Annotated in this window: 18 protein-coding genes; 5 read left to right on the forward strand and 13 right to left on the reverse strand. The window is 70.9% G+C overall.

The window, feature by feature from the left end; all coding sequences use genetic code 11:
• Nucleotides 1-305 precede the first annotated feature (305 nt).
• Nucleotides 306-653, forward strand: a complete 348-nt coding sequence (locus tag C2L58_RS31255) for a TraR/DksA family transcriptional regulator (RefSeq protein ID WP_103341265.1) — start codon at nt 306-308, stop codon at nt 651-653.
• A 186-nt stretch (nt 654-839) separates the two neighbouring features.
• Here the strand turns inward: C2L58_RS31255 and C2L58_RS31260 are convergent, their stop codons facing one another.
• The 10 genes from C2L58_RS31260 to C2L58_RS31310 all read right to left on the reverse strand — a co-directional run bounded on the left by C2L58_RS31260 (nt 840) and on the right by C2L58_RS31310 (nt 13,334).
• Complete coding sequence (locus tag C2L58_RS31260) at nt 840-2,120, reverse strand: ATP-grasp domain-containing protein (RefSeq protein ID WP_103341266.1); 1,281 nt, start codon at nt 2,118-2,120, stop codon at nt 840-842.
• A gap of 9 nt (nt 2,121-2,129) precedes the next feature.
• A complete protein-coding gene (locus C2L58_RS31265) occupies nt 2,130-3,395 on the reverse strand; it encodes an MFS transporter (RefSeq protein ID WP_103341267.1) in 1,266 nt (421 codons plus the stop codon).
• Nucleotides 3,392-4,555, reverse strand: a complete 1,164-nt coding sequence (locus C2L58_RS31270) for a peptidogalycan biosysnthesis protein (protein WP_103341268.1) — start codon at nt 4,553-4,555, stop codon at nt 3,392-3,394. Before C2L58_RS31270 ends, C2L58_RS31265 begins: the two co-directional genes overlap by 4 nt.
• A complete protein-coding gene (locus C2L58_RS31275; RefSeq protein ID WP_103341269.1) occupies nt 4,552-5,547 on the reverse strand; it encodes an aspartyl/asparaginyl beta-hydroxylase domain-containing protein in 996 nt (331 codons plus the stop codon). Before C2L58_RS31275 ends, C2L58_RS31270 begins: the two co-directional genes overlap by 4 nt.
• A gap of 345 nt (nt 5,548-5,892) precedes the next feature.
• The gene (gene sbnA, locus C2L58_RS50860) at nt 5,893-7,521 is read right to left on the reverse strand and encodes a 2,3-diaminopropionate biosynthesis protein SbnA (protein ID WP_103341271.1); all 1,629 of its coding nucleotides are present in this window, start codon (nt 7,519-7,521) and stop codon (nt 5,893-5,895) included.
• A gap of 36 nt (nt 7,522-7,557) precedes the next feature.
• Nucleotides 7,558-8,343 carry a hypothetical protein gene (locus tag C2L58_RS31290; protein WP_146073715.1) on the reverse strand — a complete coding sequence of 262 codons (786 nt, stop codon included), beginning with the start codon at nt 8,341-8,343 and terminating at the stop codon, nt 7,558-7,560.
• Nucleotides 8,344-8,360: 17 nt separating this feature from the next.
• The gene (locus tag C2L58_RS31295; protein ID WP_103341273.1) at nt 8,361-10,121 is read right to left on the reverse strand and encodes an FAD/NAD(P)-binding protein; all 1,761 of its coding nucleotides are present in this window, start codon (nt 10,119-10,121) and stop codon (nt 8,361-8,363) included.
• Nucleotides 10,118-10,576, reverse strand: coding sequence for a hypothetical protein (locus C2L58_RS51560; RefSeq protein WP_369904262.1), 459 nt, complete (start codon nt 10,574-10,576; stop codon nt 10,118-10,120). The genes C2L58_RS31295 and C2L58_RS51560 overlap by 4 nt, the downstream gene beginning before the upstream one ends.
• A gap of 227 nt (nt 10,577-10,803) precedes the next feature.
• Nucleotides 10,804-12,000, reverse strand: coding sequence for an MFS transporter (locus C2L58_RS31305; protein ID WP_158264191.1), 1,197 nt, complete (start codon nt 11,998-12,000; stop codon nt 10,804-10,806).
• Between the two features lie 71 nt (nt 12,001-12,071).
• A complete protein-coding gene (locus C2L58_RS31310; RefSeq protein ID WP_103341275.1) occupies nt 12,072-13,334 on the reverse strand; it encodes an ATP-grasp domain-containing protein in 1,263 nt (420 codons plus the stop codon).
• 166 nt (nt 13,335-13,500) lie between these two features.
• Here C2L58_RS31310 and C2L58_RS31315 point away from each other — a divergent pair, with 166 nt between their 5' ends.
• Together C2L58_RS31315 and C2L58_RS31320 are read left to right on the forward strand one after the other, a co-directional pair.
• Complete coding sequence (locus tag C2L58_RS31315; RefSeq protein ID WP_103341276.1) at nt 13,501-14,409, forward strand: hypothetical protein; 909 nt, start codon at nt 13,501-13,503, stop codon at nt 14,407-14,409.
• Entirely contained in the window at nt 14,336-15,895 is a 1,560-nt protein-coding gene (locus tag C2L58_RS31320; protein ID WP_146073716.1) for a cation:proton antiporter, read from the forward strand. Before C2L58_RS31315 ends, C2L58_RS31320 begins: the two co-directional genes overlap by 74 nt.
• Here C2L58_RS31320 and C2L58_RS31325 read toward each other — a convergent pair.
• The gene (locus tag C2L58_RS31325; protein WP_103341278.1) at nt 15,892-16,482 is read right to left on the reverse strand and encodes an RNA polymerase sigma factor; all 591 of its coding nucleotides are present in this window, start codon (nt 16,480-16,482) and stop codon (nt 15,892-15,894) included. The two genes, C2L58_RS31320 and C2L58_RS31325, sit on opposite strands and share 4 nt — an antisense overlap.
• Before the next feature lie 295 nt (nt 16,483-16,777).
• On the opposite strand from C2L58_RS31325, the gene C2L58_RS49970 reads away from it, so the two are divergent.
• Both C2L58_RS49970 and C2L58_RS49975 read left to right on the forward strand, forming a co-directional pair.
• A complete protein-coding gene (locus C2L58_RS49970) occupies nt 16,778-16,930 on the forward strand; it encodes a hypothetical protein (RefSeq protein WP_199191534.1) in 153 nt (50 codons plus the stop codon).
• Entirely contained in the window at nt 16,927-17,241 is a 315-nt protein-coding gene (locus C2L58_RS49975; RefSeq protein ID WP_199191535.1) for a nitrilase-related carbon-nitrogen hydrolase, read from the forward strand. Before C2L58_RS49970 ends, C2L58_RS49975 begins: the two co-directional genes overlap by 4 nt.
• Here C2L58_RS49975 and C2L58_RS31335 read toward each other — a convergent pair.
• Nucleotides 17,212-18,486, reverse strand: coding sequence for an MFS transporter (locus tag C2L58_RS31335; RefSeq protein WP_103341280.1), 1,275 nt, complete (start codon nt 18,484-18,486; stop codon nt 17,212-17,214). The genes C2L58_RS49975 and C2L58_RS31335 overlap by 30 nt on opposite strands.
• A 118-nt stretch (nt 18,487-18,604) precedes the next feature.
• A complete protein-coding gene (locus tag C2L58_RS31340) occupies nt 18,605-23,596 on the reverse strand; it encodes a non-ribosomal peptide synthetase (RefSeq protein ID WP_103341281.1) in 4,992 nt (1,663 codons plus the stop codon).
• Between the last annotated feature and the right edge of the window lie 2 nt (nt 23,597-23,598).

Below are 23,598 nucleotides of genomic sequence, written 5' to 3' on the forward strand. Positions count from 1 at the left end.
CCACCGGCCAACCCATCACCCGATCCCTGACCGCCTACGACCACTGACCGAGTTACGCATTACTCGTCTAGGACCAGGTCAGGTCCGAGAGGCACCACCGTCTCACCCGGCCGGCATGTCAGCTCGCTCGTCCTCGATGGTCCGGTGCAGCACGGCGTCTTCACCTCGCCGATCCACCCGTCGCTGGCTCACCCTGGCGCTCGCTCTCGGAGCCGCGGCCGCCGGCTGGGAACGGGCGCTGCGCGTGCGCTACCGCCGGCTGCTCGACGGCGGGGCCACTGAGCGCCAGGCGTATCGTCGGAAGCGTGGAGAAGCGCGTCGCGACGGAGTTGATCGAGGGGGCCCGCGCCGAGACCGAGCGGCTGGTCACGGCGTTGGCGCGGCAACACGACGACATCGTCGCGGCGTCGCAGTTCGACAGCGGCGACGACGAACACGACCCCGAAGGCGCCACCATTGCCTTCGAGCGGGCACAGGTCCAGGCCTTGCTGCGGCAGGCGCAGGACGACCTGGCGGCGCTCGGGCAGGCCGCCGAACGGCTGGAAGCCGGTGTCTACGAAGTCTGTGAACGCTGTGGTGGTCCGATCGCGGAGGACCGGCTGGTCGCCCTGCCGGCCACGCGGATCTGCATCACCTGCGCGAACCGGAGGTGACGATCCCGATGTCCGGATTGGCCGCGCGGTGAACCGCGCGACCGGAATGGTAGCTACGAAGGAGACCGCTGTGTCCATCGAGCTGAACCGGCACGACTGAGGATCGCTCGCCACCATCCACGGCACAGCCGCCAGAGGCCACGGTTGGCAAGCTACTGGACGTCGTCAACGCAAGGTCACACGACACTAGTAAGACACGGTCAACTGCGCGCGGGCGGCTTCAGCGCGTGCCGACGCCTCGGCGGGCGTGTCGGCCACCGCGATGACGTGGCCGATGCGGTGGTGGCTGTTGCTCGGCCACTTCGTGCTGTCACCGGGGCCGACTCGCAACACCACCTCGGTCACGCCCGCCACCCGGTAGGCGTCCTCCACGCCGCAGACCCTGCTGACCACGCCTTCGCGTGCGGTGAGGAACCGGATCGCGGCCGCACGGGTGGTGGTCGGAGTCAGGTGCGGCGCGGCGCCCGCGTGCATGGCCACGTACTGCTCGAGCAGCCCCACACCGGTTGCGTGCCGGACCAGGGTCGGGATGTTGTCACCGGAGGTGCGCGGGTTGATCTCGATCAGCACCGGACCGTCCTCGGTGAGCTTCAGCTCGGTGTGGGCGGCGCCGAAGTCGAACCCGATGGCGTCCAGTGCGGCCACCGCGACCGCCGCGGCCGGTTCGGTGACCGGCGCGGGCAGCGCGGACGGGAAGGTGTGGCCGGTCTCGACGAACCACGGCACCTGGCCGACCGACTTCTCGGTGACTCCCAGCACGGAGTGCTTGCCCCGGTAGGTCACGGTTTCCACGCTGACCTCGGGACCGAAAACGCACTGCTCGATCAGGCCGCCCGGCACGTGCGCCTGCCCGCGCGAGTTGCGGTCCGACGACGCCAGCGCCCTGATCCGTGCGGCCACCTCCTGCTCGGTCCGGCACAGCGAGACGCCGACGCTCGCTGACTCGTCGGTCGGCTTGACCACGCACGGCAGCCCGGTCCGGGCCAGTACCGCGGCCGTCGAAGTCTCATCGCCGGCGAACCCGAACGCGGGCACCGGCAGTCCAGCGGCGACGCAGGCGCGCCTGCTGTCGAGCTTGTTGCGCGCCAAGCGGGCCGCCGAGGGCGACAGGCCGGGCAGTCCCAGCCGCGAGGCGACCTCGGTGGCGACCGGCACGTAGTATTCGCCGACGGTCAGCACGCCGACCAGCTCGTCCCGGTAGTCCAGCAGCCGCTTTTGCACCAGGTCCGGGTCGATCGTGCTGGGGCACTCGACGATCTCGTCCGCGCACTCGGCGATGACTTTCGCCGCCGCCGCGTCCCTGGTGTACGTGCTGATGTCCGCCGTGACGAACAGCGTGCGCCAGCCGCACCGGTGAGCGAACCGCAGGGCCCGCATGCCGGTTCCGGTCAGGTTGCTCTCCACGAACGCGAGGCTGCCCCGGACTTCGCCGCCGACCACGTCGTGACCGTCGATTTCTTCAGTCATGCCGCCCCTTCATCGCTTTCCCACCAATGACTCGGTCTGCTCGCGTAGCTCCGGGTCCGCCGTCAGCAGAGACCTCAGCCGCACCGCGAAGACCGCCCAGCCGGCCACCAGCGCGGCCACCGCGATCCACAACGTCGGTTCGAGCCCCAGCCACTCGCCCAGGCCGCCGCCGACCAGCGCGCCGACCCAGATCGTGCCGAACGCGACGAACCGGAACGTCGCGGTCACCCTGCCGAGCAGGTCCCGCGGGGTGATCAGCTGGCGCATCGACACGCTGAACACGTTGAACATCGCGAGGCCGAAGCCGTACAGCACGAACGACAGCCCGGCGACCGCCACCGGCGCGCGCACCGCCGACGCCAGCGGGATCAACGCGGGTGCGGCGCTTGCCGTGAGCATCCCGACGACCAGGACGCGGCGCATCCCGGCCGCCCGGGCGAACCTGCGGGTGCATCCGGAGCCGAACACCGCACCGGCCGCACCGACGCCCATGCTCACGCCGAACTCGGCCGGTGACAGGTTCAGGGTGCGCACGGCGAACACGACGTAGACCGTGACGACGGCCTGCTCGAACAGGTTGAACCAGGCCGCTTCCAACGCCAGCAACCGCAGCACGGGCGTCCTGACGAGGAACCGGGCGCCGACCGCGGTGTTCCGCACCAGCCGCCCTCGGGTGCCCTCGAGCCGGATGAAGTTCTCCGGCGTCCCGATCCGGAACACCGCGGCGCCACCGGTCAGGAACAGCACCCCGGCCAGGGCGACCGACCAGCTGCCTCCCAGCACGCCGATCAGCAGACCGCCGAGGCCCGGTGCGGCGACCTGGGTGAGCGAGCTGACCACCTCGAGCCTGCTGTTGGCCGCCACGAGGTGGCCGGACCCGACCAGCGTCGGCACGTACACCGGGTACGTGACGTCCGCCAGCGCGGTGAGCGCCCCCACCGCGAATGCGCTCGCGATGAGCAGCCGGACGCCCGAGCCGTCGCCCGCGAACGCCAGCACCGGCACGGCCAGCAGGAGCGCCACGCCCCGCGCGATGTGCGCCACCAGCAGGTTCGGCCGCCGCGCGTGGTTGTCCAGCCAGGCGCCCGCGAGCAGCGTGAAGAGGAACAGCGGCACGGTCTGGGCCGCGTTGACCAAGCCGACCTGCGCTGGTGTCGCGTCGAACGACACCACGGCCAGCAACGGCAGCACGATCGCCGTGCTCTTCGCCGCGGTCTGGGTGATCGCGTGGCTGAGCCAGATCTTGGCGAACGCCGGTGGCAGGCCCGCCGTCATGACAGCTCCGCCGCGGGAGTGACGCCGAAGTCGTCGCACTCCGCGGCCGGCTGCCAAGCCCTACGCGCGGCCGAGGACGATCCGACGATCTTCCGGGTCTGCTCGGCGTTCGCTGCCCGGAGCGCGTCGTCCTGGCCGGCGAGCACGCTGTCCGGCGACAGGTCGAGCATCCACAGTGGACGAAGCACGGCGCCGCGCATCGCCTTCGCCTCACTCGCCTCGACGCCGGCGTGGATCCAGCGCGCACCCGCCGCGGCGGCGATCCGCACCGGCAAGTAGTAGACCAGGTTGAAGTACTCCGCGGCGTTGCGCAGCCGGTCGTAGTCGAAGCCCGCCGACCGCAGGAAAAGCGTGTCGCCCCACAGGTAGTAGAGGCAGTAGCCGAGCGGTGGCTCGCCGGGTGGGGCGCACAGCAGCACGCGGGCCGCCGGGCCCAGCCGCTCGGCCTGCCTGCGCAGGAACGCCTGGCGTCCGGTGGGATCACCGGAGTGCCCGTACCGTGCCTCGGTGTTGGTCAGCAGCCGTCCGGCGACGTCGGTCCAGTCGGCCAGCGGGTGCTCCGTGACCTCGTAGCCCGCTTTGGCGAACTTGCGGACCTCCCGGCGTACCAGCTCCGCTCGGCTGCGGCTGGGCAGCGACGCGAGCCACGTGTCCCAGTCGCCATCAGGCACCGGGAGCCACGCGTCCGGGCGCAGCAGTACGGGCATGGCGCGCACACCCGCCGAGCGCAGCGCCACCACGGACGCGGTGTCGAGGAACATGGCCACCCTCGGTGCGCCGACGGCGACGCCGGCGAGCTCGGCGAGTCCGGCGAGCACCGCCTCGGCCGCCGCCACCGGGTCGGTGCCCGGCGCGGTCAGCAGATGCGTCTGGTAACCGCGGCGCGGGCCCGCCAGCACCCCGGACGACGCCGGCGCGGCGAGCCCGCGCGCGGTCAGCTCGTCGTGCCAGCGGTAGAACGGGTTCGGTTCGTCGGCGACGACGGTGACCGGCAGCGCGGCGAGCTCTCCGCCCGACGTGCGGCCGTGCACCGCGCCCGTTGTCGCCCCGTCCTGCGCGAGCAGGCCGAGCCACTGGTGCGACGAGTACAGCCGGTTCGCCGAGATGCCCTCCCAGTCCGCTGTGGACAGCCCGCCCAGTGCGTCGTCGAACGCGGTCATCCCTCCACCGGCACGGCCAGTTCCCGCACTGAGGCGCCCTGCCTGGTCCGCAGCACCACGCCGGTGCCGCCCGGCAAGAGGTGGATCGTGCGTTCCTCCGTCCACCCCGCGAACCGGAACTCCCCGTCCCCGACGTGGGTCAGCGCGAACCGCGGTGACCCGTCGACGGCGAGCACGAGCCGGCCGTCCCGCACCTCGATCGCACCGCGCACCCTCGGCTGGGGAAGCAGGAATTCCCCGTCCGCCTCCTCCCAGTCCGTGAAGGCGACGGGGACGTCGAACGCGCAGCGGTAGGGCTCGAGGTCCGCCAACGGGACCTCCGGCCTGATGAACAGCACGTCGTCGCCGGACAGCTGGTCCAGGAACGACTGCGGGAACAGCTTCAGCAGCTCCGGCGTGAGGAAGCTGTCGATGATCATGTGCACGCGGACCCGGTCGCCGTCGTTGGTGACCTGGTGCCACCGGGAGAAGTCGCCGAACCAGAACGAACCCGGCTGCCACCGGTGCACGACGCCGTCGATCATCAGTGAAGCACCGGGATTGGTGATGATCGGCACGTGCAGTCGAACGTTCGCCCACGGCAGGCCGATCTTGGTTTCGAAATGCACCTTGCTCCGCGCGCCGGCGCCGAGCGCGAGCAGCCGGACCGTGCGCAACGGCGCGGGCACCGACCTGATCACCTCGGCCAGATAGGGCGCCTGCTCGAGCCACGGGGTGTCGGCGAAGTCGTCGAGCCCGGCACCGCCGGGATCGGTGCGCTCCACGCTGCCGGTCGGGCTGCGCAACGGCAGCGCGCGCCAGTCGAACGCCGCCCACCGGCCGGGCCCGGTGGTGGTGAAGTTGCGCTGCAGCGCCCACTGCGTGCGGTTGAGCTCGTCCACGTCGGCGCTCAGCCGGTCCGGGTCGAAAACCGGCAGCAGCCGGGCGGCGGAAGGATGACCGAAACTCACCGGTTCGAGCACCTGCCGGTACGCCAAGGACTGGGTCTCCATCTCACACCTCCTTTCCGGCAGACTCAGATCCTTTGTGGACAGCGCGGCTCAGCCGGCTGTCAACGAACGCCACGTGCGACATCGGTTTCCCTTCTTCCCGTTGTGCTGATCAGATGGTTCGCCAGTCCCGCATACACCCCCCGCCGCACCCGCGATCGCCGTCAGGCGGCTGCCCACCATGGACGGCAGCAGCAGCACCAGCCCGGCCGACCGACGTGAGACCGACGAGCACGCCCGCCACCGCGCCCACCGTGTACACCGCGGCGCGGTTGGGCCTGAGGACCCGGCCCGCCACGGCGTGCTGCGGCCGCAGCGACCACAGCGTCTCGTTCACGAAGGCTCGGGTCACAGCAGACCCCAGTTCTTCATTTCCGCCAGCAGGCGGGCGGCGGACCCCTCGATGCTCTCCTCGTGCGTGTAGAGCCTCAGGTCGGGGTTGCGCGGCACCTCGTAGGGGTCGTCGACACCGGTCAGCCCGCTGATCTCGCCGTTGCACTGTTTGGCGTACAGCCCCTTCGTGTCGCGCGCGGAGCAGACCTCGACGGGCGTGGCGACGTGCACCTCGCGGTACGAGGTGCCCGCACTGAGGTGCTGTTCCCTGATCGCGGCCCGGGCGTCGGCGTACGGGGCGATCACCGGCACGAGCACCTTGACCCCGTTGCGCGCCAGCAGCTGGGCGACCCAGCCCACGCGGTCGACGTTGATGTCCCTGTCCTCGCGGGAGAAACCCAGCCCGTTGGACAGCTTGGCCCGGAACTCGTCGCCGTCGAGCACCTCGACGCGGTGCCCGGCGGCCCGCAGCCCGGCCGCGACCATGCGCGCGACGGTTGTCTTGCCGGCGCTCGGCAGGCCGGTCAGCCACACCGTCGCGCCGTGTTCCCCGGCAGGCACCTGGCCTTCCATCACCAGCTGCGAGTGACGGTCGCCGTGCGGTGGTCCGGCATCAGTGCTCATCTTCGTTTCCCCAGCGGGTAGTGGCCGTGCGGTCATACGAACGTCTTCTGCAGCTCTTGGCGCGGCGCTCGAGCCGGGGAGGCAGCCGGGGAACCGTTCCTCGACCCATGACCGGTCGTAGAGCGTGTCGAGGTAGCGGTCACCGAGGTCCGGCGAGATCGCCACCGCGGTCACGTCTTCCGGCAGGTCCTTCAGGTAGCGCTCGGCGGCGCTGAGCACCGTCCCCGTGGAAGCGCCGAACAGGAACCCGCGTCCGGCCAAGCGGTGACACATCTGCACGGCCCCGCGTTCGTCCTGGACGACCACGTCGTCGACCACCGACTCGTCGACGAGTTCGGGCCTTCGGCTGGTACCGATACCCGGCAGGAACCGAGGACTGGGCGCACCGCCGAAGGTGACCGACCCGGCGCTGTCCACGGCGACGACCTTCGCCTTGTGCGCAACGTCCTTCAGATAGCGGGCGCACCCCATCAGCGTCCCGGCCGTGCCCGCGCCGATGAACACGTAGTCCACCGACGGGAACTGCCGGATCAACGCCGGAGCGGTGTGCCGGTAGTGGGCCCGCCAGTTCTCGTCGTTCGCGTACTGGTTCAGCCAGACATGGCCCGGGTTGTTCTCACACAGCTCCTGGACAGTGCGGATGCGGCTGCCGAGGTACCCGCCCCCCTCGTCGAGCTGCGTGACCACGACGACCTCACCACCCATGCTCTCCACCAGCCGCCGGACGCCGGGGTTCGCCCGCGGATCGATCACGCAGACGAACCGGTAGCCACGGCTTGCGGTGAGCATCGCGAGTGCGATGCCCAGGTTGCCCGACGACGACTCCACGATCACGGAGTCCGGCGTGATGACGCCCGCGCGCTCCGCCGCGTCCACCATGGACCGAGCCGCCTTCAGCTTCACCGATCCGGCGAAGTTGAAGTTCTCACACTTGAGGTAGAGCTCGCGGTCGAAGAACGGCCGCAGGTCGACGTAGACGTCATCGACGACGAGGTCCTCGGCCGCAGTGACGATGGGCACGACATTCTCCCCATATCCCCAGATTCGGTCGCCGGGTCAGGTGCGGGCGACCTCGGCGCGGGCGGGCACGAACTGCTGCACCCGGCGCAGGCGCTCGTACTGCTCCAGCGCCCAGCGCACGTGGTCACGCAGGCCGCCCCTCTCCGGGAAGTCGTCGACCGGCACCGGCACCTCGACCGGCAACTCGAGGCCCTTGCTGTTCAGCACCCTGGTGAAGAAGTGGTCGACGCCCCCGACGCGGTAGTTGCTCAACCCCAGCCGGGGTTGGGGATCCCAGCTCAGCTGCGACTCGTCGAACTCGAACCCCCACGCGGTGAACATCCGCTCGAAGATCGGTGCGGGTGTGAGCCGGAAGTCGTAGCTGTCCAGCACGAGATGCGGGACGTTGCCGGCCCGGCAGTAGTCGATCTGCTCGACGAGCGCCTGCCAGCCGGTCTCCGCCAGCGGAAAATCCGGAGGCTGGGCCTGCATCTCCCGGACCCGGCGGCGGGAAGTGATCGTCAGCCGCGGGTCGCGCAGCACGAACACCACGGGATGCCCGGTCCGCGTGAGCAACTGCGGCAGATGCTCGCCCAGCTGAAAGCTGATCTCCTTGACCAGCAGGCCGTTTCCGGTCTTGGCGCCCACCACACCGGCGAGGTCGATGGGGTTCTCCATCGCCGCGACCGCTTCGGTGGTGTCGAGTCCCTTGAAGTAGGTCGACTCGTACGGCTCGTGCGAGTAGTAGCGCACGCCGGGGTTGTTCCAGATGACCCGCGACAGCGCGGTCGACGCGCTGCGGGGCGGACCGACCACCAGGTAAGTGTGTTCCGGACCAGCCACGGGTGACTCCTTCAATTTCATCGGGTCGCCACGAGATTCGTGTCGAAAGCGGTCAATGCGGCGCGGACGACCCGGTCCGCGTCGACGGTCGCGCGAGATCGACCGCCGGGAGAAGTCACGTAGTGGTTGTAATAGCTGGAGCCCTCCGCCAACGGGCCGAGAACGGCGAGGGTCGGTTGTGCGGTCCCGCGCACGTCGACCGCGTGTCCGTCGCCGTCGACCTCGGCACCCAACTCGGTGGCACCGCAGAGGACCGGCCGCACCCGGCCCGCCGCGAGCAGCTGACGCAGCACGGGGTTCGCCGAAGCGCTGATCGACGGTGCCGGGGAGTACCCGCACACCACATGGTCGAGCACGGCCACGCCGGGCTCCGCGAGTGTGGTGGACTCGAGCAGCCAGCGGTCGTCCGACCAGGTCAGTGCGCTCGACGGCCCGAAACCGGGGCTCAGCACTCCCGCCCTGACCAGCGCGACGAGCTCCTCGTTGCGCTCGAGCTGAGGCCCGATGACGTTGCGGTTGACGGCAGCCGCGAACGCGCCGAAGAAGTGCGCTCTCGAACCCTGGTCCATCCCGCGACCGTCGACCGCTCGGCGCAGCACCTCTCGCAGATCGCGGTGGACCTCGAACGCGGCCTTGAGCGGACTGCCGTCCAGCCCGAGGTGGGCCTGCACGAGGTCCTGCTCCACCTGCCGCACGAACCACTCGTGGTAGGAGCCCGCGCAGTGCAGCGCCTCGATGGGCACGTCACCGTCCCACGCCGCGAGGACCCGGTCGACGACGCGATGCGCGTCGAGGGGGTCCGGGACCATCGACTCGATCCGGTGCCGCATCTCGGCCCGCACCAGCGGGAGCACGTCGTGACGGAAGTCCAGCCTGCCGTCGGTCTTCCCGGCGCGGATCTCCTCCAGCGCCTCCCCCGTCAGGTGCCGCGGCGCGATCTGGCCGGACCGGTAGGGCCGCGGACGTGCGCGGGACGGCAGGCCGGTGCGCGTCACGAGCACGATCTTCGGCTCGTTCCCGCCGGGCAGGTAGCGCAGCCCGTCCTCGACCTGCTCGTAGCGGCCGCCGCGGCCGACGGTGAGCTCGGCGATCACGTCCATCGCGGTCAGCCCGCCGCCGAGCAGACCGACCGCGCCGGCCGCGCCGATCCGCGCCAGTTCGTCTGCCCGGTAGGGGTTTCCGGTCCAGGCGGAACGGGGCACATCCAGATCGGGGGCCGGTGGAGCAGGCGTTCCGGCGTGGCCGACGCACAGCAGCACCGCGTCGACGTCGACAGTGGCGCCGTCGGCTGTCGCAACCCGCTCACGTCCGTCCGGTAGGTGGTGCACCGCGGTCGTGGCGCCCGCGTGCACCCGGATCGCCAGCCACGGTGGGCAAACCTCGAGCAGCTGATCGAACGCCCAGGTCAGGTACTCACCGAGCAGCCGGCGCGGCAGGTGGTCGGCCGGCTGGACCGCCCGCACCTCACCGGTGTTCGAGGTGACCCGGACACCGCGCCGCGCCGCCCACTCGTACAGCGAGGGCCCGCGAACGCCGCCACCGGTGACCATCTGCTCGTCGACGAACGTGGTCAGCTGGGTCGCGATCGTGTTGAGCAGGTGGTGGTCCGGGCTGGTCGCGTGGATGCCGGGACCTGGTGCGCCGGGATCGATGACGTGCAGCACGATCGGCCGCCGCTGCGGGTCTCGGTGTGCGTGGAGAACGAATCGCTCGAGCACGTTCATCCCGCGCGGCCCGCAGCCGATCAGCGCGAACGCGGTTTGCTGCGGCGCGTTCACCAGCGAATCTCCTCACCGACGAAGTTCTCCACCACGATCGCCGTGCCGGCTTCCCGCGCCTTTTCCAGCACGAACGCGCCGACCGCTATGTCGAGTACGCCGAGCCCGAAGGGCGAGAAGCTCGTGGGTTTGCCCGGGTGCAGCTCGACTTCACCGCGCAGCACGGCACCGATGGTGCCGTCGATGAGCGCCGCCGATGCCGCCGTGCGCGCGGCGCTGATGCCCGCGGCCTCAAGGCACGCGACCGGGCGGCCGGTCGCGTAGTCGTTGAGCAGCAGCACGGCCGATGCGCGCGGCTTACCCGCGGAAACGTCGTCCGGGAAGCCGGCGATCCACTTCACGCCGATCTTGCCGACGCTGCCGCCGAGGTAGCCGGGCAGCGCGACGCTGGTGCGAGACGTCCGCAGGACCTTGTCGGCCACGGCACCGGCCGCCGAATCCGTCCCCGCACCCACGCTGAACCCCCACTCCCCCGGCAGAGCCGAACGACCCCCGCCGAGGTTTCCCACAGTGGTCCAAGCCGTCGACAATCGGTCGACAATCCGTCGACAGTCCGGGTATCGGCGGCGATCACCGAGGGAAACCGTCGCACACCAAGCGATTCCGCGGATATCGGCCGATTGCGTCGTCGATGCGGTGGGGCGAGCAGGGCGCGGATGCGGGGAACGTCCGGACGGCTCACTCAGGCCGTGGCGGCGATCGCCGCCGTGTTCCGGGCCTGCCTGCGCCCGACGGTGATGAGCCCCGTCGCACCGGCCAGCAGCACCACCGCGCTCACCGGCCAGAACCAGATCCGGCCGGTGCTCGAGCCGTCCAGCAGCAGGCCGGACAGCAGGCCCGCCAGTACCGCGCCGACGCCCCAGGACATGGTCATGTAGCCCAGGTAGACGCCGGTCGCCCCGTCGGGAGCCAGCTCGGACGCGACGACGTCCGCCGCCACGATCAGCGCGAGCTCGCCGAGGGTGACCACCAGCATCCCGGCGTAGAACCAGGGCGTGCCCGTCGGCAGGCAGAGCAGGCAACCGGCGGACATCACCAGCGACCCGCCGCCGAGCAGGACCAGCCGCCGGGACATCGCCCAGCCTTCCGTCAGCCGGCCCGCCACGTGGCCGAGCGCGACGACCACCAGAGCGTTCAACGAGTTGATCAATCCCACGTCGAGGTACTGCAGCCTGCGGTATTCGGCCTCCAGCGGCACCGCCGAGACGAACAGGGACACGCCGAACCACATCGGGACCGTCATCACGCAGTGCCCCACGAAAAGCTTGTTGCGCAATGGTTGGGCGAACGCCGTCCACAGGGTGACCCGGCGGGTGGGCGTATTCCGGTCGACTCCGCGGTAACGGAGGAGTGCACCGGCGGCCGCGCCGAGATAGGCCACCGCGGACAGCACGAGCACCAGGCGAGGTGCCCCGCCGGTGCTGACCACCCCGGCTGCCAGCGGTCCGATCAGCGCGCCGACCTGTGTCGCGACGTAAAAGCCGGCGAAGGATCGCGCGCTGCTGCCGTCGTCCTTCGACACCTGGGCCAGGACGACCCGGCCGGCGGAGTTGTACGCGGCCCCACCTGCCCCGTCGATGACCAAGGCCACGAGCCAGGCTCCGAAGGTGATCGACGACGCCAGCAGCGCGTAGCCGGCGGCCTCCGCCACCAGGCCGAGCACCAGCACGCGCTCAGCCCCACGCCGGTCGCAGATCACGCCGACGGGCAAGGCGAGGCAGCGCCGGAAGACCGCGTGCACGGCCACCAGAGTGCCCACCTCGATCGGGCTCATCGCGCCCGCCCGCAGCGCGACCACGCCCAGCAGCGGGATCGTGAGGTAGTACCCCAGGCTGGTCACGACCCTGGTGACGCCGATGAAGCGCTTCGTCGAACGCACGCGCGTGGACCGCCCTTCCGAACACGGGCTCGGACGGCCCACGGGATCGCCGGGGCCGTCCGAGGTCTGGGTCAGGCGGTCTCGAGCCGAATGGTCTTGACGAGCCGGTCGAACACGTCGCCGAGGCCGGACACCGTGTCCGCGGTGAAGACGACGTGACCGTGGGCCTGCCCGGCGTCCGGCGGGACGTCGACCTCGTCGCCGACGGAGCGGTACAGGGCAAGCTCCCGCACGTGGGGGTCGCCGTTCGCCTCGTCCACCCCGTGGATGGCCTTGATCCGCCCGGCCTTCCCCGCGAAGAACAGGTAGAAGCCGGTCGGGGTCGGCTCCGGCTTCGCGGTGAGATCAGGCTGCTCGCCCAGTGCCAGGTCCAGCAGGCCCGCCACCATGTCCACCCCGGTGCTCAGCAGCAGCGACTGGTAGACCGGGCCGCCGCCCAGCCGGGCGGCGGTCTCCAGGATCATCGGCTCCGCGCCGTCCTGGATGCGGAATTCGGTGTGCGTGGCGCCTGTGCGGATGTCCACCGCCCGGTGCGCGGCTGCGGTGATCTCCCGGACCCGGGCCTCGACCTCGACCGGAAGCCGGCTCGGCGTGGTGTAGCAGACCTCTTCGAAGTACGGGCCGTTCATCGGGAGCGGCTTGTCGTGGACGGCCACCACGTGCGTTTCGCCGCCGACGACGAGGGACTCGACGCTGATCTCGGAGCCGGGCAGGTAGGCCTCCAGCAAGATCGCGCCCCCGTACTCCGCCAGCGCCGATTCGTAGAGCGGGTCGTAGCCGAAGGCGTCCCACGCCCGCCGCTTGATCGGTTCGAAGTGCTGGGCCAGTTGCCCGTCGTCGTCGACCCGGCGCACGTACATGCTCCCGCCGCCGATCAACGGCTTCATGACCAGCGGGTAACCGATGCGCCGCGCCGTGGTCCTCGCCTCGTCCACGGTCCTGGCCAGGCCGAACGCCGGCTGGGGCACGCCCCCGGCCGCGAACGCTTCGCGCATCGCGTACTTGTCCCGCGCGACCCGCGCGGTTCGCTCACCGACGAACGGCAACCCGAGGTCCGCGGCCACCGCGGCCGCGGCCGGCACGCTGTGCTCCACGAACGTCACCACGGCGCGGGCCGGTTCCGGTTCGTCTTCGAGCAATGCACGTGCGGCGGCGACGGTCGTCGCGATGTCCGACGTGTCGGCGGCGACCACGCGGTCGGCGAACTCCGTCTCCCAGGTGGGGTTCTCCATGATCAGGATCAGCCGTTCGCCGCGCTGCTTCGCGTACCTCGCCGCACGGCCGAGATGCCTGCGCCGGCTGGCGTTCGACGTGTGCAGGATCAAGATGCTCATACGTCCGTGCTCCCCTCGGATGGTCGGGACCAGGTCCCGTTGCCCACTCTTCAAGAGGACGCGGGCCCCCTCAGCTGATACCCGGCGCCGTGTATCAGGCGAGGCAGCCGAAATCCTCTTGATGGTGAAGAGTGCGTTCGACAGGCCTCGCGATGGGAGACGCAGAGTGCTCGACAAGCAATTTCACCTGGACCAGACTCAGGTTGAAGAATTCAGGGAGAGAGGCTTCGCCGTATTGAGGGGGTTCTACAGCGAAGATTTCACGAACTACCTGCAGCACACCATGGGGAAAATTCTCGAACGACCCACCGACAAGTACCAAAGCGGGTTCAACAGGTTGGCGTTCGACATGTACGACGGGGACGAGAAACTCATCTCCCTGCTGACGTGCGAAGAATTCAGGACTTCGATGAGCCGCCTGACCGGGCGCGGCATGTTCTTCGCGCAGGCACTTTCGTTCGAGTTGCGGAAGCTGAAGGACAAGGGCTTCCCCTGGCACATCGGGACGCAGAGCTTCGGCTACCAGCGCGCGGACGACTACGGCTGCACCATCTGGGCGCCGCTGGCGCCGATCGACTCGGCAGGGCAGCGAGGCGGGATGGCCTACGTCCCCAAGAACGTGATCTCCGGCAACTTCATGTACTCCGACGTGGATCCCGCATCGTTCCGCCTCCTGAAGGAGCATGTCGACGCCAAAGACGACATCACACTCGAAGAGTTCGTCCAGCTCAGGGACGGCCCGCTCAACGATCCGGCGATGAAGCGGCTACTGGACTACTTCTCCGTGGAAGACGACTTCGAGATCGGCGACGCCCTGATCTTCGACAAGAACGTCATCCACCGGAGCGTCCTGCTGGAGGACGGCCCCATCGACACCCGGATGGCGTTCGTCATGCGCTTCTTCGACAGCGAGAGCACCTACGACAGGAACCGGGCGCACGACCTCGAGGTTCCCAGAACGCATTTCTCCTACGCCGGGCCGACGGCCTTCCATCTGGAGGTTGCCGACGAAGACGGCGCGCTCCTCTCCGGCAGTCCGATATTCGCCGGACAGGACTACCGGTCGTTGCAGTAATCGCCGGAACCGCCCGATCCAGCTGAACAATGGCCGTTCGGCTGGATCGGTGAACGGTCCCCTCAAGCCGCACTCAGGAGTCGAACGACCCATGAAGGAATCCGGCTACCTGCGGCGCGGTGCGCCACCGCGCACCCTCGCAGCCATCGTCGTGATCTTGACGCTGATCACCATCGGCATGGTTCACGCCGTTCCCGCGGTCGGGAAACTGGGAAAGCTCGGGGACGGCGGCTGGTCCCGCATCGTCGGCTTCCTCGTCGCGATCGCAGTGATCGTCGCGGCCGGCCGCGTGGGAGGCTGGGTCGCAGCCGGCGGCCGCCAACCCCGGGTGGTCGGCGAGATGGCGGCAGGAATCCTCCTCGGCCCCGCGCTGCTCGGCCAGTTCGCGCCGGAGGTGCAGAGCGCGTTGTTCCCCGCCGACCTGATACCGCACCTCAGCCTGGTTGCCCAGCTGGCGATCATCTGCTTCGTGTTCCTGCTCGGCGCCGATCTCCCGCTGGAACTCCTGCGTGGCTCGGGTCGCCGGGTGACCGCGCTGGCGGCCGGCATGGTGGGCGTACCGCTCGCCTGCGGGCTCCTGCTCGGCGCGGGCCTGGCCGGAACGTATCGTCCGGCCGGGGTGGGTCTCCTGCCGTTCGTGCTGTTCATCGGCACTTCGATGAGCGTCACCGCATTCCCGGTCCTGGTCCGGATCCTCGCCGAACGCGACCTGACCAGGACGAGGATCGGCACCCTCGGCCTGGCCACCGCCGGCTCGGGGGACGCCGTCTCGTGGTGCCTGCTTGTCGTCGTCGTCGCGACGGCCCGCGGTGATTCGGCGGCTGCGGCCATCCCGACCGCCGCGCTGCTCGTCGCGTTCGCCGCGGTGACCTTGATCGTCCTTCGCCCAGCACTCCGTCATTTCCTGGCCATGGCCGGGAAGAACACCGCACTGCGCCGGTGCTCGACCGCGGTCGTCCTGCTCAGTGCCGTGTCCGGCGCCTACATCACCGACTGGATCGGCGTTCACGTGATCTTCGGGGCGTTCCTGATCGGCCTGGCCATGCCGCGTGACAACAGGACGGCACAGAACCTCGGCCGCACCGTCGAACGCGGAGTCAACGTCGTGCTTCCCCTGTTCTTCGCGGTGATCGGATTCAGCCTGCAGGTCGCTCTCCTGCGGGACCCGCGGGATATCCTGATGTGCGTACTGCTCATCGTCACGGCCATCGTGAGCAAACTGGGAGCGACGACGCTGGTCGCCCGGCTGACGAAACTGACCTGGCGGGAGTCCGCCGGACTCGGCGTCATGGTCAACTGCCGGGGCCTGACCGAGCTCGTGGTGGTTTCCGCGGGGCTGTCCCTGGGCATCATCGGACCCGGCCTGTTCGCGGCGTTCGTGGCGATGACCCTGGTGACGACGATCATGACCGGGCCACTGCTCCGGCGGCTCAAGCTCGACAAGGCGGAACCGGACGCGGGTGTGCCGGTGGGTAAGGCCGTTTAGGAGACCATCGCCAGATCGAGCCCACGTTCCTCGATCATGGCCCGGAGCCGATGAAGGGCACGCGTGCGCGTCGGACCGATGCTGCCGAGGGGAATGCCGAGGGCTTCAGTGATTTCCGAATACGACCGTGGGACGCCGATGTACAACGCGTGGATCAGAGTCCGCCAGCGCGGCGGCAGTTCCTCGACGAGGGCGCGGATCGCCCGCGCGGTGTCGGCATCGATCACCCGGTCTTCGAGGCTGCCGACCGGATCGGCGGAATCGCCTGCCGGTTCGGCACTGTCCGCCAGGTGCGTGGCCCGCCCGGAAATCCGCAGGCATTCCCGGCGTGCCGTGGTCTTCAGCCAGCCACCCAGGCGTTCGGAGTTTTCGATGCGGCCGCAGTTCTCGATCAACCTCAGCCACGTCAGCTGGACCGCGTCACCGGCGTCGGCGGGTTGCAGCCGGAAGGACCGTGCGGTGGCCCACAGGAGACCGCCGTAACTCCGGACGATCTCCTCCCATGCCGCAGAATCCCCGGCACGGGCCGCGCGGAGCAGGTCCGCCGTTCCGGCCGCGGATCCGGCCTGTGCCGATGGCTCATCCATACGTTCGGACTATCGAGGAGTCCGTCGACAATCTGTCGACAGCTCGTCGACGCCGCAGCTCACGGTGGACCCTCCCGGGCTTCGATTGCCCCGGTAGCACCGATTCAGGCAACCGGACGAGGTCGGCGACCCGGCGGATCGCCGGCTGGGAGCCGCGTCGGCCGAGATCGCCGACACCGGCGTGGTCCCGACGCAGGTGGGTAACGCCAGCGTTCCATGGCAGGAGCCGTAACGGGCGCCGGCGGGCAACCTGTTCGTCACCCGCGCCGACCTGCCGGCCTCGCAGGTGCTGCTGGTGGCGGTCTCGGCTCACAACATCGAACCCGTCAAGGAACTGCCCGCCGAGCACCGGCTCGTCGGCGACCGCGCGGTGGGGCTGCAGCTGGTCGAACGGCGCCGCGTCGGGGAAGGTGCCGACTGGGGCTGGGGATCTGCTATGACTCCGTGAGCGCCCTGTTCAGCGTGGGCAACGGCTTCCCCGAGTCCCGGACCTGGCTGCCCGCCCGCGCGTTGGACAACACCGTCCACGTCCTGCCGGCCAACCACACCGGCGCCACCGGGGGCTGGACCGCCTGTGGGGGCAGCGCGGTGTGGGGCCCGGACGGGCGGGTCCAGGCCTGCCCCGGCGACACCACGGTGGTGACCGCCTACCTCGACCCGGACCGGCTCTCGGCGGCGCGGTCGGTCGAGCCGCTGTTCGCCGACCTCGCCGCACCGGCACCCGAAGCGCTACGCCGGCGCGACTCCGTCCGGGCTTGACCGGAGCGACCGCCGGTCCGCCCGCGTCACCAGCGGGCCGGCCACCAGCGTGGCCGCGAGGAAGACCGCGGCCAGCACCACCCACCCGGTGAGGCCGTGGTCGATCACCCCGACCGTCACCGCCGCCGGCCCCAGCACGAACTGGGCGCTCATCCCGAGGTTGAACGTCGCCAGGTACTCCGAGCGGTTGCGGTCCGGCGCGAGCGCGTACGACAGGCCCCACCCGCCCGCGGACTGGAACAGCTCGCCGCCGGTCAGGGCGACCACGCCCAGCACGAGCAGCACGATGGCGACGACGGGCGAGGTCACCAGCCCGGCGCACGCGAACACCGCCGCGCACGCCACGAGCGCGAACCCGCCGCGCCGCAACGCCTTGAGGCCGCCTTCGGTGGTCTCCGCGCCCTTCGACGCCCGCACCTGCAGGAGCACCGCCAGCACGGTGTTGACCACGAGCAGGCCGCCGACCAGCGCATCGGGGGCGTGGGTGTGCAATGCCACCCACAGCGGAACCCCGACGCCGAGCAGCGACACGTGCAGGCTCAGCACCCCGTTCACCGCGGCGACGGCGAGATAGCGCAGGTCGCCCAGCGAACGCAGGCGCAGGCCCGGCTTCCGCGCGGAGCCACCCTGCGCGACCAGCGCGACCCGGAGCAGCAACACGGCCGCGGTGACGCAACACAGGGCGTTCGCCAGCACGACGACGTCGAACGCGAGCCGGGTGCCCGCGGCGATCGCGAGCACCGCCAGCAGGCCGCCGAGGGAAAAGCCGAGGTTGTACACCGCCCGGCTGCGTGCCATCACCGGCACCCGCAGGTCCTCGCCGACGACCTGCTCCACCAGTGCCTGGTAGACCGGCGACAGCGCCTGCTGGCCGATGCCGATCATCGCCGCGACCACGACGAACCCGGCGTAGTCGCCGACGGCCACGAACAGCGCGAAGCTCAGGGCACGCCACAGGTGCAGCGCGATGAGGACCTGCTTGGCCCCCCAGTGGTCGGCCCACCAGCCCAGGAGGGGCTGCGCGACCAGGCCCAGCAGGCCCGCGACGGACAGGCCCAGCCCGACCTGGGCCGCGGTGAGGCCGAGGGCGATGGTGAAGAACACGGCCGAACCGGCCAGGTACAGCCCGGTGCCGGTGGAGTCGACGAGCCCGATCGCGAGCATGACGACGGCCCCGCGAGACCCGGCAACGGGTCCCAGGAAGCGGGCCAGCGGACCGCGTGGTGCGGCGTCGGTGGTGTTCAAGAGAAGGTCCTCCCTGCGGTCGCGTGCGTGCTGCCGAACGTGCGGTGCTCACCCCGGTGGCCGGTGCCCGGGCCCGGCGGCGATCCCGGGCACCGGGGCGCAGGACCCCGCCCGCCGCTCACGGCTCGACCTTCGCCGCGACCAGCGCCGCGATGTCGGCCGGGCGGGTCCGGGTGAAGTAGTGCCCGCCGTCCGGGAGCACGTGCAAGCCGGCTCCGGCGACCCGGCGGCCCCACTCGACGTGGTTTTCGGCGAAGCCTTCGGTCACCGGGTCGTCGGCGGCGACGACCACCGTCGCGGGAACGTCGAGCGGCGGCGCGTCCGCCGCGAGCAGGAAGCCGTTGGCGGTCAGGGAGTCGTGCCGGAACGCGCGGGTCAGCAGTTGCTCGAACTCGGGGCCGAGGTCGCCGTAGGAGTCGGAGCCCGTCCATTCGGCGAGCAAGCCGCGGACGTCGTCGAAGCTGAGGACTTCGGCGTTCGCCAGCGTTTCCCGGATCTCGGCCGGCTGCGGAAGCAGCTTCGCCGCGAGGAACAGGTGCGCGGGTGCGCGGCCGCGGTCCCGCAGCAGGCGGCTGACTTCGATCGCCAGTGCCGAACCCACGCAGTGGCCCCAGACCACGACCGGGCCGCTGAGCGAAGCGATGATCTCGTCGGCCACCCGCGCGGCGATCGCCGCGAACGGCCGCAGGTCGTCCACAGTGGACCCGGGGGCGTGGCCGGGCAGCTCGACCGCGTGCACGGCGACGCCGGGGTGGACGGCGGGCATGGCGTCGGCGACCGGCTTGAAGTGCACCGCGTTGCCGCCCGCGTAGGGCACGCACACCAGGTGCGCGACCGGTGTGGCCACGGCCGACAGCGGGACCAGCAGCCCGGTCTCCGCGGCGGACACCCGGTCGACGGCCTCGGCGAGCTCGCCCAGCTGCGAGCAGCGCATCACCTCCCGCAGCGTCACCAGCCCGTCGAGCAGCAGCACCACGCGCATCGCGGCGAGCGAGCTGCCGCCGATCTCGAAGAAGTCGTCATCGGTGCGGATGGTCTCGGCGTCGAGCTCCAGGACATCGGCCCACACTTCCCGGACCTTTCGCAGGGCCGCGCCGGACGCGACCGGCTCCGCACCCGCCGGCGGGGCGGGCTCGGCCGCGACCACGGGCGTCACCACCTCCAGCGCACCGTCGGGCAGGCGGCGCCCGCGGCGCCCGTCGGGCAGTACCCCCGGCGTACCCACCGGGACCGGCAGTCCGTGCGCGTCCCGCACGGTCAGCCCGTCCACCGCCGCGAACGCCTCGACGAGCGCCAGTTCCTCGGCCCCCAGCAGCACGGTGGTCTCGTGGTCCGCCTCCGGTGTCGCGGTCATCGCCTCGAGCACGCGCACGAAGTAGCCGCCGATGCGCCGGATGTGCTCGGCGTCGAACACCGCGGTGTGGTAGTGCAGGCTGAGCTGCACCTCGTCGGTGTAGAAGTGCCGCGAATACTCGGTGCGCAACGGGAATTCGGTGATCGCGGCGGCGCGCACGTCGAGCAGCGCGAACTCCGGCAGCTCCTTCAGCGCCTTGAGCGAGTAGAAGTGCGTGAAGTTGAAGACCGTTTCGAACAGCGGTTCCGTGGTGCGGAAGTCCTGCTTCACCTTCGCCATCGGGTACCGCCGGTAGGGCAGCGTGCGGGCTTCGGTGTCGTAGGCCTGCCGGACGAGGTCGGCCCAGCTGCCCGGGGCCGGCTGCATCCGGAACGGCATGCTGTTGAGGAAGACGCCGAGGGCGCGGTCGGCGTCCGGCAGTTCGGGCCGCCCGGCGTGTTCGTAGCCGGTGAGCACGTCGGCAACGCCGCACAGCAGCGCGTGCACCCGGACGTGGGAGGCGAGCAGCACGCTCTTCACCGGCACGCCGAGGCGGTCCGCCAGCGCCAGAACGCGGTCCGAAAGCCCGGCCGGCAGCGGGATGTCTTCGAACACCACGTCCAGTTCTCGGGCGGGGTCGGGCTCGCGCAGGCGCGGCACGACGGTGTCCGGGCGGTCGGCGAGCTCCTGCTGCCAGAAGCGGTGGTGGGCCGCCGAGCCGAGGGCGTGCCGCTCCAGGCCGATGAAGTTGCGCAGGTGGTTCGCGACCGGCGTGCCGGTGTAGGCGCCGGTGTCGCGCAGTGCGTAGTAGATCTCGAACAGGCGGGTGTGGAGCTGGTTGATGCTCCAGCCGTCGAGCGCGGAATTGTGCTGGCTGTAGCTGTAGCGGTAGAGGTCGTCGGAGAGCACGTGGACGTGCAGCCGCACCAGGCCCGGCTCCTCCCAGGTGAACGGCCGGTTCTGCTCCTCGGCGAACCACCGCTCGTACCAGGCGTCCTGGTTCGCCACGTCCCGCAGGTCCTCGACGACCAGTGGCAGCTCGCCGGTCTCGCGGTGCACGAGCTGCAGGTAGTCCGAGTAGCCCGACAGGTGGTAGCTGGTGCGCAGGATCGGGTTCTGCGCCACCAGGACCCGGACGGCCTCGCGGAACACCCCGGTGTCGACGCTGCTGCGGATCAGGTAGCTGATGATGTCGTGGTAGCTGGTGTTGCCGCGCATGATCTCCGACTGGTAGATCAGGCCGGATTGCAGCATCGACATCGGGTACGCGTCCTCGACGCCGTCGGGCAGCTTGGCCCGGTCCTCGGCCGTGATCAGCGCGAAGGGCTCGAACTCCGTGGGCGCGACGTCGCCGTCGGCGACTTCGTGGGCGTGGGCCACGAGCGCCTCGACGGTCGGGTAGCGGAACAGCTGCTGGAAGGTGAAGTCCAGCCCGTGGCGGCGGGCGCGGGCCAGCACCGAAACGAAGTGGATCGACGTCCCGCCGAGGGCGAAGAAACCGTCGGTGACGCCGACCTCGTCCAGGCCGAGCACTTCGGCCCAGATGCCGGCGAGCACGCGCTCCTCTTCGGTGCGCGGGGCGACGCGGGCGCTCGCCGCGGCGAGCGGCTCCGGCAGGCCGGCTCGGTCGAGCTTCCCGTTGGGCGAGAACGGGAAGCTCTCCAGCACGACGATCCGCTCGGGCACCATGTACCCGGGCAGGTCGTCCGCGAGCGCGGCCCGCAGGCCGTCCTCGCCGGCCGAGGCCGCCACGACGTAGCCGTACAGGTGCGGCTGGCCGTCGGCGTTCGTGCGGACGACGACCGCGGCGTCGGTCACGCCCGGGCACTCCCGCAGGCGCTGCTCGATCTCACCCAGCTCGATGCGGTAGCCGCGGATCTTGACCTGGAAGTCGTTGCGGCCCAGGTACTCCAGGGCTCCGTCCGGCCGCCGCCGCACCAGATCACCGGTGCGGTACGCGCGCTGACCGCCCACCACCGGGAAGCGCTCGGCGGTCAGCTCGGGCCGGTTCAGGTAGCCGCGGGCGAGGCCGGCTCCGGTGAGGTGGAGCTCGCCGGGCATCCCGACAGGCCGTTCCCGCCCGTGCTCGTCGAGCACGTGCAGGCCGGTGTTGTCGATCGGCCGCCCGATCGGCACGACCTCCTCGCCGGGCGCCGTCACGTGGTGGCTGACGTCGACGGTCGCCTCCGTGGGCCCGTACAGGTTCACCAGCTCGGCGTCGAGCAGCTCGTGGAAGCGGCGGACGTGGTGCGCCCCCAGCGCCTCACCGCTGGCGAACACCCGCCGCAGCGACGAGAGGCGGGACCCGTCGGTGAGGTAGCCGAGGAACGCCCCGAGCATCGTGGGCACGAAGTGCAGCACGGTGACTCCGTGCTGCTGCACCGCCGACACGATCGCCTCCGGCTCCCGCTCGCCGCCGGGCTCCAGAAGGCACACCGAAGCGCCCTCGATCAGCCACCAGAACAGTTCCCACACCGAGACGTCGAACGAAATGGGCGTCTTCTGCAGGATCACGTCACCGGGGCCGATCGGGTACGCCCGCTGCATCCAGTGCAGCCGGTTCACCACGCTGCGGTGTTCGACCACCACGCCCTTGGGCCGCCCGGTCGAGCCGGAGGTGTAGATGACGTAGGCCGCGTCACCCGGGTCACCGGGTGCCAGGGGCGCCACGGCCGGGCCCGGCGCGGCGGCCCCGGTCAGGTCGAGCCGCGCGACGCCGGCCGGCAGTCCGACGCCGGCCGTGGCCAGCACCAGCACGGCTTCGCTGTCGGCGAGCACGTACTCGATCCGGGTGGCCGGCAGCGCCGGGTCGATCGGGAGGTACGCCCCGCCCGCCTTGAGCACGGCGAGGATCGCGATCAGCATCTCCGGCGAGCGCTCGGCGGCGACCGCGACGACGCTCTCCCGGCCGACCCCGCGCTCCCGCAGCCGGTGCGCGAGCCGGTTCGCGGCGCCGTCCAGCTCGGCGAACGTGAGCCCGACGGCGACGGCGACGGCGTCGGGGCGCGCCGCGACCGTCCGCGAGAACAGCTCGGGCAGCGTGACGTCCGAGGGGAACTCGCGGCCGGTGTCGTTGGTGGCGGCGATCAGCGCGCGGTCGTCGGCGCCGAGCAGGTCGAGGGAGACGAGCGGGGTGTCGGGGGCCGTCAGCGCCGCGGCGAGCAGGCGCAGGAGCTGCTCACCGATGCGGCGGGCCGACGACGCGGTGTACCGCGCGGGGTCGGCGTGGACGTCCAGCACCGGCTCGGCGCCGGGCCGGAAGTGCGCCACGACGTCGGCGGTGAGCACGACCTGCTCGCCGCCGACGGCCACGGCCACGGCCGCCTCGCCGATCAACTCGATCGGGAAGTCCTGGTGCGCCAGCGCTTCCGGCACGCTCGTGCGCAGGGCACCCAGCAGCGACCGGAAGGTGTCGTCGTCGGCGAACCGGTGCCGGACCGGCACCAGCCGGGCCAGCGCTTCGCCGGCGGGCGGGCGGGCCACGAGCACGTCGGCGGAGCCGGAGTACTCGCGCAGCAACGCCAGCGTCGCGGCCAGCAGGATGACGTGCAGCGCTTCGCCGTCGCCGCGGCTCACCGCGGTCAGGCGCGTGGCGAGGGCGGGCTCGACCGGCACCGTGGCCGCGAGCCGGGCCGCGGCGGACCGCCCGGCGGAAGGCCGGTCGACGGGGAACGTGCTCACCGGCGCGCCGGTGAGCAGGGTGGTCCAGAACCCGGCGGCGGCGGCGCGGGAGGCGGCGGCGATCTTCCGCTCGCCCGTGGTCAGGTCGGCAGTCATGG

Source organism: Amycolatopsis sp. CA-126428, assembly GCF_002904335.1.
Taxonomy (GTDB): Bacteria; Actinomycetota; Actinomycetes; order Mycobacteriales; family Pseudonocardiaceae; genus Amycolatopsis.